The following is a 13,567-nucleotide window of genomic DNA, read 5'->3' as shown; positions in this document are numbered from 1 at the left end:
ACAATTGGAAAACCGCTCTATTTCTGTCCGGTCAAATTCGTGGGACATTTTGCGATGCATGAAAGGCTACGCACTCGTGATCGGCGGCACGCCGCCAATTGAGTGAATGCGCTGATGCCTGTCGCGCGTGGCATCCCGATGTCGCTTCATCTGCGCGCGCATCATGCAGCACGTTGAAACGAGGACGACGTCATCTTGAGCAACCTGGAACAAACCGTCTCCCCGGTCGAATTTGAAGACCTTAAGCGCAAAGACGGCGCGGCGGCACTCCCGCGCAAACCATTCGAGCTCGGCCGCCGGGGGCTGCAACTGCTCTCCTGGCTGGCACCGGTGACGCTGCTCATCGTTTGGGAGGTGCTGGCGCAGGCCGGATGGCTGTCGCCGCACGTGTTGCCGGCGCCAAGCAAGGTCGTCAGGACGGCGTTCAAGCTTGTGACCACCGGAAGCCTGCTCAACGATCTCGGCATCAGCCTGCTGCGTGCTGTGGCCGGCTTTGCGATCGGCGGCGGCATCGGCTTTGCGCTTGGCACGCTGGTCGGCTTTTCGCGCATCGCGGAGGCCGCGATCGACCGCAGCGTGCAGATGATCCGCGCGATCCCGTTCCTGGCGGCGCTGCCGCTGGTGATCGTCTGGCTCGGCGTCGGCGAAGCCGAGAAGATCTTCCTGGTCGCGCTTGGCGTCACCTTTCCGATCTACATCAACACCACATTGGGGATCCGCCAGGTCGATCCGAAACTGATCGAGCTCGGACGCATCCAGGGCCTTGGCACGCTTGAATTGATCCGGCGGATCATTTTGCCGGGCGCCCTGCCCTCGATCCTGACCGGCGTCCGCTACGCGCTCGCGACCGCATGGCTTGCCTTGGTGGTGGCCGAGACCATCGGCGCGCAGTCCGGCATCGGCTTCCTCGCGATGGATGCCCGCGAGTTCCTGCGCACCGACGTGATCGTACTGACCATCGTGATCTATGCGCTGATCGGGGTCGCGGCGGATGCGATCGCGCGCTTGCTCGAGCGGCGCCTGCTCGCCTGGCACCCGAATTATGGAGGCGCGCGGTGACCCTTCATGTCGTGCCCTCCTCTGTTGCCTCACCAGCGGTGGTGGTGACCAATCTGCGCCGTGCCTATGGCAGCCGCATCGTGATCGATAAGCTCAATCTGCGCATCGAGCGCGGCGAGTTCGTGGCCCTGCTCGGCGAAAGCGGTTGCGGCAAGACCACGCTGCTGCGCGCGTTGGCGGGGCTCGATCCGATCGATGGCGGCCGCATCGTCGCGCCGCGACGTCCGGCGGTCGTGTTCCAGGAGCATCGTCTGCTGCCGTGGGACAGTCTTTGGCGCAACGTGTCGCTCGGACTGCAGGTCAAGGATCCACGCCAACGCGCCGCAGCGGCACTAGCCGAGGTGGGGCTCGGCGACCGCCTCGATGACTGGCCGCGCAATCTTTCCGGCGGGCAGGCCCAGCGCGTCGCACTGGCGCGCGCCCTGGTGCAGCAGCCGGAGTTATTGCTGCTCGACGAACCCTTTGCCGCGCTCGATGCGCTGACCCGCATCCGCATGCACGATCTCGTCCGCGAACTGGTCGCGAGCCATCGGCCGGGCGTCCTGCTCGTGACACACGACGTGGACGAAGCGATTACGCTCGCCGACCGCATCCTGGTGATGCGCGAGGGACGGATTGCGTTCGAGCATCGAACCAAAGGCGACGGCGCAAGCCGGATTGCCCGTGCCGAGCTGCTCACAGAGCTTGGCGTCGTTGCGTCTCACCAAACCGCTTGAGCTTTTTCGGAAGGATCATTCATCCATGTCTGACTTCTCGTTTGCAAAGCCGTCCCGCCGCCATTTCCTCGGCTCTGCCGCCGCAGGCCTCGGCGCGCTTGGCGGCCTCGGCTTGCCCAAGACCGCACGATCAGCGACCGGCCGCACCACCGACACGGTCCGCCTGACCTGGGGCCTGAGCGGCCTCAATCTGATAGCGAAGGAACGCGGCGAGTTCGAAAAGCCCCTGGCCAAGGACGGCATCAAGGTCGAATGGCTCGGACCGTTCCCGAACCATGCGCCGACGCTGCAGGCGGTGACCGGCGGCAGCGCCGACTTCAGCTTCGGCGGCAGCACTACGCCCGCGCTGGCCGCGATCATCGCCGGCTCGCCGCTGGTGTTCGCGCAATTCGTCGTCTACGAGCCGCGCACCACTGCGATCATCGCCAAGGACGATTCCGGCATTAGCAAGATCGAAGATCTCGTCGGCAAGTCGGTCGCGGTGAACCGTTCGGGCCTCGGCGAATTCCTGCTGGTCGCGGCACTGGAGAAGCACAAGGTCGATCGCTCCGCGGTGAAGTTCGTCTATCTCAATCCACCCGATGCGGCGCCGGCGCTCGCCTCCGGCAAGGTCGATGCATGGTCGATGTGGAGCCCCGGCGTCGACATCGCCCGCCTCGAATACAAGGCGCACGACATCTTCCTCGAGGGTCGCGACCTCGATTTCCAGATCGATTACACTTCCTACCTCACCACCCGCAAATTCGCGACCGACAATCCAGGGCTGGTCCGCGCCGTCAACGACGCCTTCCGCGCCGAGGGCAAATGGATTTCCGAAAACAGCAAGGACGCCGAATACATCGCGCAGAAAGCCGGCAAGTACACCGACCAGGTGCGCGACCAGTTTATCGCGCTGAACCGGCAGTATCGCTATTTCCCGGTCAATGACGAAAAGTTCCTCGCCGACCTGCAGCGCGCCGCCGACTGGCTGGTGGCACGCAAAGTCTTGCCCGAGCCGGTCAAGATCACCGATCACCTGGCTCAGCTCTGAACGATCACTTCAACTCCATTCAGGTCAAACGATGAACAAGCCTGTATCCGCGCATTCGCTTGGGTCTCCGCACCGTCTCGATCCGCGCTCCCCGGATCTTGAGGCGCTATTGAAGCATATTGCGGAAGGCGCGAGCGAACGCGAGCGCGACCGGGTCCTTCCGTTCCAGGAGATCGACCTGATCCGCAAGGTGCGGCTCGGCGCACTGCGGCTGCCGACGCCGGCCGGCGGCGCCGGTGGCACGATCCGCGAATTGTTCGAGGTCGTGATCCGCCTTAGCGAGGCCGACGCCAATGTTGCGCATATCCTGCGCAACCATTTCAGCGTGGTCGAGCTCCTGGTGCGCCACCCTAAGGACGAGCAGAGCCGGATATGGCAGAAGGCGGTTGCCGAAGGCGCCATCATCGGACTTGCAACCACCGAGCTCGAGAGCCCTAAGGTCGGCGACATCACGCCTAACACGACGCTGACGCCGGATGAGAACGGCGACTTCCTGTTGAACGGCACGAAATATTACAGCACCGGCACGCTGTATTCGGACTACGTGCTGGTGCGCGCCGCCGATCCGTCGGGGGCGATCGGCGCGACGATCATCCCGGTGAAGCGGGAAGGCGTTGAGCTGATTGACGATTGGGACGGTCTCGGCCAGCGGCTGACGGCAACCGGCACGACCCATTTCCGCAATGTGACGGTCAAGCGGCAGGAGGTCGTGTTCGATGCGCCTGACATCGGCTATGGCGTTCCCTATTCGAACACGTTCGCGCAACTGTTCCTGACCGCGATCGTCGCCGGCATCGCACGCGCCAGCCTGCGTGACGCCGCAGCTCTTGTCCGCTCCCGCAAGCGGACCTTCTACTACGCGCCGAGCCAGACCCCGACCGACGATCCGCTGCTGCAGCAGACCGTCGGCCAGATCGCAAGCGGCGCCTTCGCTGCCGAGACCGTGGTGCTGGCGGCGGCTGAAGCGCTTGACGTCGCGACCGATGCGTTCGACGCGGGCGCCGCCGACGCAGTCGAGGCGGCGCACAAGGCTGCGCTGCTGTCGGCAAAGGCCAAGATCGTGGCGGATGAATTCGCGATCCGCGCCGGCAGCCTGTTGTTCGACGTCGGCGGCGCCTCCGCCACCAAGAAGGTCACCAACTTCGACCGCCACTGGCGCAACGCTCGGACCCTGTCCTCACACAACCCCACCAACTTCAAGGCGCGCTCGATCGGGCAATACGAGATCAGCGGCACACCGCTGCCGGCCAAGGGCTTCTTCTAGGGGACGATCCGGAAAACCCCACCCGGGCTGCCGTGCTGACGCCGCCGCGTTGCCGGCCACTGCGACCTTCGCACCAGAGCGACCAACCGCCGGAGGCGCCGACGCAGTCGACGCGCTACCGGCGAAGGTTCTTCAACCCTTCGAAGCGATGCCGGGCGGCCATATGCAAGTTCGAGCAGCATGAGCATTTCGAGGCTAGACATGGTTGCGCGATCCTGTTGCTCCGCCATGCCTCGGTCGCTGAAGCGTCGGCGGAGACGAAACTATGATCAGCAAATCGTAAGAGCGATCGATCTTCAGTCAATGAAATGAAACCAGCTTTGTTTGCCAGGACAGGCAATGATTGCGTTGCCGTCGATACGAGTGCTGGAAGATTTGCGAGGATCGCTGCTCTTCCGATATCAAACTCCCACGTCGCCCCGTCAAATTTGAATGCCGTCGCTCCAATCCGGACGTGCGGACGGCTTGCAGATCACGGCGTATGTCGCGATGTCCGTCACCGCGTAGCCGGAACTCGCTTCGACTTTGACCTGGAGGTGTGATCTCGATCACAATTAAATCGGGTCAACCACGCTAAGGTCTCTCGCGCTTGCGGAATGTCTGCGGGGATCAATCGAATGGATGACGAGTTTTGCAGAGAAAGAGCGCGTGCGGTTCGCGCTATTGCGGAGCAAGCTGATCCCTTGATCAAGCGACGCCTGCTGCAATTGGCGCAACACTATGAGCGGCGCGTCCGCCTCTCCGAAGACAACAAGAATGATCGAGACCCGGACAGGAAAGCGTCGACCGAGTTCCAGAATTAACCGGAATCGCCAGCATCAAGCTTAACGACCGAATGTCATTGAGACCGCGCGCACGGTCGCGATAGCATCGGCCTCGCCGGAAATTGCCCTTGCCGGGACTAACATGGCGATGCCCATCGGGCGATCATACTCCGCCCGATGGGTTTCGTTCCAGCATTGGAAACACCGCTGATGATCGCCCGCCGTCCAAAGCCATCCTGGACGAGACTTTGGCATCTATGGACCGTCATCGTCCCTCGGCGATCGATCACCGGAAAACTGGTGCATGGCCGCGTGTGGCGCCGGCATGACGGGCAGAAGTGGCTTTACAAGCGCTTCTGCGAAGTTGACAGCGCCGGGTGTGAAGTCCCGGCGTAGGGATTTAGCCTAGCACCGGCAGCGTGATGATCTCGTAGCCGTGGCTGATGCTGCGCTTCAGGACGGGATCTTCGATCACATAATCGAAGCGGCTGGCTGGGCGGATGCCACCCTTGGCGGCGAAGGTGCCGCAGAACATGGCGCAGCCGTCAGGCAGTTTGCCACTGCCAAATCCGCGCTCGATCAGATCGGGCACCGGCAGCATTCCGCTCAGCGCGCCTTCCTGATAAAGCACGCGTTCGCCGGCGATCGTCGCCCAGGATCGCAGCATGATCTGGTCCCAGTGGCCTTCGATTTCGGCGAGATCCCACAGCATCGGCGCCACGGGCTTGTCGCACATCTGCTTGGACACCGTGATGTTGTAGGTTTCGACCTTGCGATCGGTGTGATCAGAGCCGACGCCGACGAGCGTACGCCCCTCAAATCCAAACAGCACGAACTCGACCTCTCCGCTCGACTCGGTGCCGGTGCATTCGATGCTGCCGGCAGTTGTCAGCCTGCGCGCTGCACATCGGTAATAGATCGGCGTCGAGGCCGGCGGCGCGATGCCGATCGCCGCAAGCTCGGCAATGTGCTTATCGCGCGCGACCGGATCGCGCCCGGTCCAGCCGGCGATCACCGCCTGCGTGATCGACAATTTGAGCGGCGTTGCGGCGTTCTCGGCAACCAAAGTGAATTCGATGTCGTTCTTCATGTCCGTTCCATGTAGGCGCGATTTCTTGAGCCGAACTTTTACAGGCTACGATCCGGGGTGAGTTGATTGCGATTGACGCGCAGTTCGATGACGGTCGGCCGATCTGCCTTTACAGCCAGCGCAAAGGCATCGGGGAATTGATCGTGGTGACCGACAATCTCGCCGTGCACCCCATACGATTTCGCCAAGGCCGCGAAATCCGGATTCAGCAGATCCGTGCCGCTCGGTCGATTCGGAAAATGGTTCTCCTGATGCATCCGGATCGAGCCGTACATGCTGTTATTGACGATGATGACAATGATCGGAAGCTTGTGCTGAACCGCGGTCGCAAACTCCTGCGACGCCATCATGAAGCAACCGTCGCCGGCGAGACAGACTACCGCGCGGTCCGGATGACGCAGCTTCGCTGCGATCGCCGCCGGCAGCCCATAACCCATCGAGCCGGACTTCGGCGCAATCTGCGTGCCGAGTTGCCGGTAGCCGTAATAGCGATGCAGCCAGATCGTATAGTTCCCGGCGCCATTGGTGACAATGGCATCATCAGGCAATACGCGATTGAGATGGGCGATCACCTTGGAGAGATCGAAGCTCGCCGTATCGGGCCGTGGCGACTGATAGTTGACCAGAGCCTGGCGTGACTCCTCGCGCCATGTAGCCCACGGCTTCGCATCCAGTGGCTGCAGCTTCGCGAGCGCGGCGACGAAATTGGACGATCTCGATTGGATCGCGAGTGTCGGATTATAGGTCCTGCCGAGCTCTTCGGCTCCCGGGAACACATGGATCAGGACTTGCGTCGGCGTCGGCACGTCGAGCAATGAGAAATGGTTGGTGGTGACATCGCCAAGCCTGTCCCCGATCACCAGGAGCAGGTCTGCCGCCTTGACGCGCTCCATCAAGGCCTTGCTGCAGCCGAGGCTGAGATCGCCGACATAGTTCGGGCTTCGATTGTCCAGCACGTCCTGCGACCGGAAGCCTGCAACGACCGGCAGCTCGTTGCGCGCAACGAACGCCTTGAATTGCTCGGCCGCCTCCGGCATCCAGCCGAGATTGCCGACGATAACGAGCGGCTTCTCGGCTCGACTGAGCAGTTCGCCGACCCGCGCTATTTGCTGATCTGACGGCGCGGTCTCGACAATCTGCGCAGGGAGCGCATCGGCGGCATCGCTGATGGCACTAAGGACGTCTTCGGGGAACGACAGCACCACCGGGCCGGGACGCCCCTGCATCGCAATGTGGAAGGCACGATTGACGAACTCGGGAATCTGGTCCGGCGACTGCACCTCGCCGACCCATTTCGTCATGTCGTCGAATGTTCTGACGTAGTTGATTTCCTGAAATGCCTCGCGGCCGCGGTGGCTGCGCGGCACCTGTCCGATGATCAGGATCATCGGCGTCGAATCCTGCCAGGCGGTATGCAATCCGATCGCGGCGTGCATCGCGCCGGGGCCGCGGCTGACGACGCAAACCCCGGGGCGTCCGGAAATCTTGCCGTCCGCTTCCGCCATATGCGAAGCCGTGGCCTCATGACGACAGGTCACGAAGTGGATGCCTGCATCCAATAACGAGTCGAAAATCGGCAGCGCGCTCTCGCCGGGCACGCCGAACATTCGGTCGATGCCATTGATGCGCAATGCGGAGACCAATAGCTGGCCGCCGCTGCGCAAAGCCGTTACCGGACCGGCCGGTTGCACCGGATCATGCTTGTTCACGGGCTCGTTCCTGGTTGCGCGATGGGCGTCCTGCCGGCCGCTCATTCCTGGAAGACTTCGACGCGGCGCTGCCTGATCGCCGGCATCATGATCGAGATCAGCAACGCTGCCGAGATCAGGAGCAGCGCGAGACTTATCGGCCGCTGCAGGAAGACCATGGGATCGCCATGCGAGGTGATCAGGCTGCGCCGGAAATTCTCCTCGACCATGGGTCCGAGCACAAAGCCCATCAACAATGGCGCCGGCTCGGCGTCGAGCTTGCGCAGGACGTAACCCAGCAGGGAAAAGCCGACCGTCATGTAAACGTCAAAGCTCGAATTATTCACCGAGTAGACGCCGATGGCGCAGATGACGACGATGACCAGATAAAGCAGCCGGTATGGAACTGCGAGCAGACGAACCCAGATGCCGATCATCGGCAGATTGATGATCACCAGCATTGCATTGCCGAGGAACATGCTGGCGATCAGGCCCCAGAACAGGTCCGGCTGCCGGGAGATGATCATGGGTCCGGGCGCGATGCCGTGCAGCGTCAAGGCGCCAACCATCAACGCCATGGTGGCGCTGGTCGGGATGCCCATCGTCAGCAACGGCACGAACGAGGTCTGCGCCGCGGCATTGTTGGCGCTTTCGGGTCCTGCCACGCCTTCAATGGCGCCATTGCCGAACCGTGACCGATCTTTGGCGACGCGCTTCTCGAGGGCGTAGGCCGAGAACGACGCGATGGTCGCACCACCGCCCGGCAGGATGCCGAACAACGTGCCGAGGGCGGTGCCGCGCAAAACGGCCCCCCAGGCACCTCGCAATGCGCTGAACGATGGCCAGATGGTGCCGATCCGCATCTGGTTGACGATGCGGACCGATGCCCCTTCGAGATTGGAGATCACTTCGGCGACGCCGAACAGCCCCATGACAAGCGCGACGAAATTGATGCCGTCGGACAGTTCAACGAGGCCGAACGTCATGCGGGCTTCGCCGGTGTTGAGGTCCATGCCGACCATGCCGAGCAGCAGGCCGAGAAAGATCATCGCAATGGCGCGAAACGCCGAACCGTTGGCGAGCACCACCGCCGAGACGAGCCCGAGCACCATCAGCGAAAAATAGTCCGGCGAGGCGAATTGCTGCGTCATCAAGGCGAGCGGCGGTCCAAGAAGCGCGATGACGACCGTGCCGATGCATCCCGCGATGAACGACCCGATGGCTGCGATCGCGAGCGCCTCGCTCGCCCTGCCCTGCTGGGCCATCTTGTAGCCGTCGATCGCGGTGACCACGGAGGTGGATTCGCCGGGAATATTGACCAGGATCGCCGTGGTCGATCCGCCATACTGGGCGCCGTAGTAGATGCCGGCCAGCATGATGATCGCGGAGACCGGACTGAGCGCATAGGTCGCGGGCAGCAATAACGAGATCGTGGCGACCGGGCCAAGGCCGGGCAGCACACCGATCAGCGTGCCGAAGATGGCACCGACCAGGCAGAAGAACAGGTTGATGGGCGTCGCGGCGACGGCGAAGCCATGACCAAGCTGGGCGAACACATCGGTCATGGCAGCAGGTCCACCGGAATCTTGAGAAGCCACACAAAGATCACGGCTGACGCCGCCGCGAGCAGCACGCCGCTCACGAGGCTTTGCTGCCAACGGGTCTCGACGGACGCGAAATGCGCAATCGCCACCTGAGCCAGGATCGCAATGATCAACCCGGCGCGCTCGACCAGCACGCCGAAGGCCGTGAACGATAGCAGGACGCAGATCAATGGCCGCAGATGGAACGATCCGATCGGATTGCCTTCAGCGAGCAGTCCCTTGACGGCAAGGCAAAGCCCCATGCCCAACAGAACGAGCGCAAGCCCGAGCGGGAAGTAGCCTGGCCCCATCTCCAGGACGGTGCCGACTGAGAGCGTTCGGATATAAAGCAGCGCGACCGTCGCGACCGCTACCAGCAGCAAGCCGGAATAGAAGTCGGTGTTGTGGCCGCGCCGCCCGGCAGGTGACCTCATGCTGATATTGCCTCCCGCTCACCTATCCCGAGGTGAGTCAGTTCTTCTTCTCGGCGATTTCCTTGAGGAGCTCGCGCCACTGCTCGACTTCAGCGGCGATCTGCGCCTTGTATTCGTCTGGTGTCGTGAACTCGGTCGAGGCGCCGACCACCGCCATGCTCTTCTTGACCTCGGGGTCGGCCGCCATCTTCTTCAGCACGTCCGACAGTTTGGCGATGATCGAGTCCGGCGTGCTGGCCGGCGCCATCAGGCCGTTCCAGGATTCGACGCTGTAGCCCGGCGTCACCGTTTCAGACACTGTCGGCAATTGCGGCGCGAACTCGTTGCGCTTGGCCGACGTCACCGCCAGCGCGCGCACCTTGTTGGCCTCCATCTGCGGCAACGCATCGGTCATGTTGGTGAAGGACAAATTGACCTCGCCCGACACCACGGCGGCCGTGGCCGGCGAACCGCCCTTGAACGGAACGTGCGTCATCTTGGTCCCGTTCCGCGCATCGAATAGCTGGACCGAGTAATGCATCAGGCCGCCGGCACCGCTGGACCCATAGCTCAGCTTGCCAGGGTTGGCCTTGGCATAGGCAACGAGATCCTGCATCGTGTTGATCGGGAGCGACGGGTTGACGATCACGGTCTGCGGAATCGTGCTGACGACACTGACCGGCTTGAAGCTCTTCACCGGATCATACGACGTCGTTTGCGCGACCGGAGCGACCGAAATGGCCCCCACGCTGCAGATGCACAGCGTGTAACCGTCGCCGGGCGACTTCGCCACGAGGTCCGAGCCGACAATGCCGCCGCCGCCGGCGCGGTTGTCGACGATCACCGTCTGCCCTAATTCCTTCTCTAGATACCGCGCTGTGATGCGCGCGACCGAATCGGTGTAGCCGCCGGGCGCATAGGGCACGACCAGCTTGATCGTTTTGCTCGGCCACTCCTGCGCCGATGCCGCCGTGGCGCTCAATGCCATGCCTGCCGACAGAACGGCCGCCGCAATTCGCATCATCTTTCGTTTCCCCGCATGTGATCTATTTCGTGAGAATGATTCAGGTGATGTTCGATCCCGCAAGGCCGAGCGCGCTCCTGGCAACCGTCTCGCCCGCCGTGAATTCGCTGAGCTCGACCGGCGTCGGCGCGAATTCGACCCGCCGAAACTTGTCCTGATCCTCGAACGGCACCGTGGCGTCGATGCCGAGCTTGGTCCGCACGCCCTCTTTGCTGACGCGCACATATTCGTGGCCGCGCGCACCCGGGATGAGAAACAGGTCGACAGACGCTTCCATCCGCGTCGCCACCGCGTATTCCACGTCGATGGGATCGCGGATGTCGATGTCGTGGTCGACTACGGTGATGAGATCGAGATCCTTCAGCGCACCGAACGCGGCCAGGATCGCGTTGCGCTGAAGCCCATTGTGCTGCCGGCTCTGCTTGCGGACTTGAATGACCGCGTGGAAGCGATGCAGGCCGCCTGACGTCATCTCGACGTCAGTCACGATCGGAATCGCCGACTGCAGCACTTTCAGCAGGCTGGCCTCCAGCACGTACTTCCGCAGGATGATGGTCTCGCGCCCGAAGCCGTTGATGACGTGATAGATCGGCCGCAGCCGATGCGTGACCGCGGTGATCTTCAGGACCGGCGCGTCGGCCGCCGGCGCGGCGAAGCCGACGAATTCGCCGAATGGTCCCTCGGGAGCGACCTCGTCGGCCAGAATCTCACCTTCGAGGACAAATTCGCTCTCCGCCGGCACCAGGAGATCCTGCGACACCGCCTTGCCGACCGTGAGCGGCCGGCCCGCCAGCCCGCCCGCGACGGCAAGCTCGTCGGCGCTTTCCGGCATCTGCGAACCCATGGTCGCCGCGGTGAAGTGCAGTGCGAGGTCGGCGCCGATGCAGACCGCGACCGGCAGTGACCGGCCCTGCTCCTTGGCGCGCTCGAATGCGAGCCGCAAGTGACGGCCGAAGTCGAGCTTGATCGCGACACGGTCCGGCCCCAACAACTGCAGGCGATGGTAGGAGGCGTTGTAGATGCCCGTGACCGGATCCTTCACCACCACGATGCCGGCGGTGATGTAGCGCCCAGCGTCGCCCGGCGCGTGAAACAACGCAGGAATGATCTTCGTAATGTCAAAGCCAGTGCGCAGCACCACTTCCTGAACAGGAACTTCGCGCACGAGCTCCGGCTTCAGCGGACCGCCGAGGGCGCGCTGCACGAGACCGCGGATGCCCCTGAAATCCAGCCCGAAGCCGGCTTCGCAATTTTCCCGCGAACTCAGGAGATTGCCGACGACCGGAACGTCCGAGCCCTTGACCGACGGAAACAGCAAGACCTGTTTGCCGTCGTGCTTCTTCAGCATCGCGGCGAGCTCGAGATGCGGATCGACCGGCTTTTCATAGGTGAGGATGCGGCCACGCTGCGCCAGACGGGCCAGCGCCGAACGGAAACGCGTATCGAGAACTTCAGGCTGCAAGATCGATCCCATAAAAAATTGCCAAACAAGAATAGCTAAGCAATAAAGCTAGTCAAGCCTGCTTGCTGGGCACGTCGTGCTGAAGATGTACGCGTCGACTTAGTTGGAAATTCCAAGCGCCCTATCGACGATCACGTCGATCAACGAGAGCTGCGCCACGCTCGGCTGGCCTCGGCGACCTTGCAGCGCAAAATCAATCACGGCTCTCAACGCGCTGATGATGTCCTTACGCTGCAGTGCACGCGACTGCGCTGGCAGCTTCGCAAGCCATTGCGCGAGCAATTCGTTCTGCAACCGTTCGGCCGACAATTCGGCCGCCTTGATGCTCGACCGCAAGTTCTCGGTCTGCTCGTTCGGCGCCGGCGCAGGGCCCGACTTCAACGTCGTGCGCAGCGCGCGCAGGGGAAGCACGATCTGCTCACGCCAGCCGCGACATGCCGCGTCCATCCCTGCAACATCGGATGGCGTCAGCGCGACCCCACGGCGAATGGCGGCAAACGTCGCCATCAACAACATCATGACGTCGACGCCGCATTCGTTCTGCAATTGAAGGCAGGCATCGGCGATACCGGGCTCGGCATAAAGCTCCAGCGCAAACGCCCAGCTTTCCGCATCGATTGCCTGGCTCGCGCCCGCCGAGGCGCCCCGCTCCGGCCCAGGCGCCTCGCCGCTCAACGCGATTCCTTGGTGTCGGCAGGCACGAGCCCCTGCCAACGACTGACCACATCGGTCGAGATATCAAAGAGGTCGAGGACGCGGCCGAGCGTGTGGTCAACCATTTGATCGAGGCTCTCGGGGCGCGCGTAGAACGCCGGCACCGGCGGATAGACGATGGCGCCGATTTCCGTCGCAGCCACCATCGACTTGAGATGGCCGAGATGCAGCGGCGCCTCGCGCACCATCAGCACGAGCCGGCGCCGCTCCTTCAACACCACGTCGGCGGCGCGGGTCACCAGCGACGATGTCACGCCGCTGGCGATCTCGGCAAGGCTCCGCATCGAACACGGCGCGATCACCATTCCGAGCGTCTTGAACGAGCCGCTTGAGATCGAGGCGCCGATATTGTCGACCTGGTGGACGACATCAGCCAAGGCCGTCACGTCAGAGACCTTGACGTCCAGTTCCTGGGTCAGCGTGATCTTTGCCGATCGGCTCATCACCAGATGAGTCTCGATCGGCGTCGACTTCAACAGCCGCAACAGCCGGACGCCATAAATGGCGCCGGATGCTCCGGTGATGCCGACGATCAGACGCCTCGGCTCGCCCTCAGGCCGGATCGAAATAATGGATCTCCATCAGAAGGCAGCCGGTCACCGACTTGAACGGTCCATGATAGACGCCCGGCGGGCGGCAGGCATAGGTATTCGGCTTGAACGATTCGCCGCCATTGCCCTGCTCGTCATTGCCGACGATCAGGTCGCCCGAGAACAGGAAGACCTCTTCCCAATATTCGTGCACGAATGGCTTGGTCGTG

The 13,567-nt window shown here is 62.8% G+C and carries 13 protein-coding genes and 1 pseudogene; 5 read left to right on the top strand and 9 right to left on the bottom strand.

Going from position 1 to position 13,567, the window contains the following annotated elements; all coding sequences use genetic code 11:
- Positions 1-303: 303 nt before the first annotated feature.
- From CWO89_RS16080 to CWO89_RS16060, 5 genes are all read left to right on the top strand, one after another.
- Positions 304-1,059: an ABC transporter permease subunit gene (locus tag CWO89_RS16080; RefSeq protein ID WP_130579773.1), complete on the top strand. Its 756-nt coding sequence runs from the start codon at positions 304-306 to the stop codon at positions 1,057-1,059.
- On the top strand, positions 1,056-1,775 hold the full coding sequence (locus CWO89_RS16075; protein WP_130579762.1) for an ABC transporter ATP-binding protein: 720 nt from the start codon (positions 1,056-1,058) through the stop codon (positions 1,773-1,775). The genes CWO89_RS16080 and CWO89_RS16075 overlap by 4 nt, the downstream gene beginning before the upstream one ends.
- A 25-nt stretch (positions 1,776-1,800) precedes the next feature.
- Entirely contained in the window at positions 1,801-2,805 is a 1,005-nt protein-coding gene (locus tag CWO89_RS16070) for an NrtA/SsuA/CpmA family ABC transporter substrate-binding protein (RefSeq protein WP_130579761.1), read from the top strand.
- A 31-nt stretch (positions 2,806-2,836) separates the two neighbouring features.
- Complete coding sequence (locus CWO89_RS16065) at positions 2,837-4,069, top strand: acyl-CoA dehydrogenase family protein (RefSeq protein WP_130579760.1); 1,233 nt, start codon at positions 2,837-2,839, stop codon at positions 4,067-4,069.
- Between the two features lie 617 nt (positions 4,070-4,686).
- On the top strand, positions 4,687-4,872 hold the full coding sequence (locus tag CWO89_RS16060; protein ID WP_130579759.1) for a hypothetical protein: 186 nt from the start codon (positions 4,687-4,689) through the stop codon (positions 4,870-4,872).
- A gap of 361 nt (positions 4,873-5,233) precedes the next feature.
- Here the strand turns inward: CWO89_RS16060 and CWO89_RS16050 are convergent, their stop codons facing one another.
- From CWO89_RS16050 to CWO89_RS16010, 9 genes and pseudogenes are all read right to left on the bottom strand, one after another.
- Complete coding sequence (locus tag CWO89_RS16050) at positions 5,234-5,923, bottom strand: DUF2848 domain-containing protein (RefSeq protein ID WP_130579757.1); 690 nt, start codon at positions 5,921-5,923, stop codon at positions 5,234-5,236.
- A 38-nt stretch (positions 5,924-5,961) separates the two neighbouring features.
- Positions 5,962-7,632 carry a thiamine pyrophosphate-binding protein gene (locus CWO89_RS16045; RefSeq protein WP_245476323.1) on the bottom strand — a complete coding sequence of 557 codons (1,671 nt, stop codon included), beginning with the start codon at positions 7,630-7,632 and terminating at the stop codon, positions 5,962-5,964.
- A 41-nt stretch (positions 7,633-7,673) separates the two neighbouring features.
- On the bottom strand, positions 7,674-9,176 hold the full coding sequence (locus CWO89_RS16040; RefSeq protein ID WP_130579755.1) for a tripartite tricarboxylate transporter permease: 1,503 nt from the start codon (positions 9,174-9,176) through the stop codon (positions 7,674-7,676).
- Positions 9,173-9,628: a tripartite tricarboxylate transporter TctB family protein gene (locus tag CWO89_RS16035; protein WP_130579754.1), complete on the bottom strand. Its 456-nt coding sequence runs from the start codon at positions 9,626-9,628 to the stop codon at positions 9,173-9,175. Before CWO89_RS16035 ends, CWO89_RS16040 begins: the two co-directional genes overlap by 4 nt.
- 37 nt (positions 9,629-9,665) lie before the next feature.
- Positions 9,666-10,631 (bottom strand): Bug family tripartite tricarboxylate transporter substrate binding protein, encoded by a 966-nt coding sequence (locus CWO89_RS16030; RefSeq protein ID WP_165421184.1) that lies wholly within the window; start codon positions 10,629-10,631, stop codon positions 9,666-9,668.
- A gap of 40 nt (positions 10,632-10,671) precedes the next feature.
- Positions 10,672-12,105, bottom strand: a complete 1,434-nt coding sequence (locus tag CWO89_RS16025; RefSeq protein WP_130579752.1) for a UbiD family decarboxylase — start codon at positions 12,103-12,105, stop codon at positions 10,672-10,674.
- Between the two features lie 87 nt (positions 12,106-12,192).
- Positions 12,193-12,768 (bottom strand): TIGR02444 family protein, encoded by a 576-nt coding sequence (locus CWO89_RS16020; protein ID WP_165421183.1) that lies wholly within the window; start codon positions 12,766-12,768, stop codon positions 12,193-12,195.
- A complete protein-coding gene (locus tag CWO89_RS16015; protein WP_130579750.1) occupies positions 12,765-13,370 on the bottom strand; it encodes a UbiX family flavin prenyltransferase in 606 nt (201 codons plus the stop codon). The genes CWO89_RS16020 and CWO89_RS16015 overlap by 4 nt, the downstream gene beginning before the upstream one ends.
- A pseudogene (locus CWO89_RS16010) lies at positions 13,360-13,567 on the bottom strand (cupin); the annotation flags it as partial. The gene CWO89_RS16015 and the pseudogene CWO89_RS16010, both read right to left, overlap by 11 nt.

Origin of the sequence: Bradyrhizobium sp. Leo170 (genome assembly GCF_004296405.1) — a bacterium.
Classification (GTDB): Bacteria; Pseudomonadota; Alphaproteobacteria; order Rhizobiales; family Xanthobacteraceae; genus Bradyrhizobium.
This window is presented reverse-complemented; position numbering and strand designations above follow the sequence as displayed.

What these genes read in the sequence shown, in the direction of transcription:
- CWO89_RS16050 (WP_130579757.1), bottom strand. Translation starts at nt 5,923, where the DNA reads ATGAAGAACGACATCGAATTCACTTTGGTTGCCGAGAACGCCGCAACG.
- CWO89_RS16035 (WP_130579754.1), bottom strand. Translation starts at nt 9,628, where the DNA reads ATGAGGTCACCTGCCGGGCGGCGCGGCCACAACACCGACTTCTATTCC.
- CWO89_RS16065 (WP_130579760.1), top strand. Translation starts at nt 2,837, where the DNA reads ATGAACAAGCCTGTATCCGCGCATTCGCTTGGGTCTCCGCACCGTCTC.
- CWO89_RS16040 (WP_130579755.1), bottom strand. Translation starts at nt 9,176, where the DNA reads ATGACCGATGTGTTCGCCCAGCTTGGTCATGGCTTCGCCGTCGCCGCG.
- CWO89_RS16070 (WP_130579761.1), top strand. Translation starts at nt 1,801, where the DNA reads ATGTCTGACTTCTCGTTTGCAAAGCCGTCCCGCCGCCATTTCCTCGGC.
- CWO89_RS16060 (WP_130579759.1), top strand. Translation starts at nt 4,687, where the DNA reads ATGGATGACGAGTTTTGCAGAGAAAGAGCGCGTGCGGTTCGCGCTATT.
- CWO89_RS16025 (WP_130579752.1), bottom strand. Translation starts at nt 12,105, where the DNA reads ATGGGATCGATCTTGCAGCCTGAAGTTCTCGATACGCGTTTCCGTTCG.
- CWO89_RS16030 (WP_165421184.1), bottom strand. Translation starts at nt 10,631, where the DNA reads ATGATGCGAATTGCGGCGGCCGTTCTGTCGGCAGGCATGGCATTGAGC.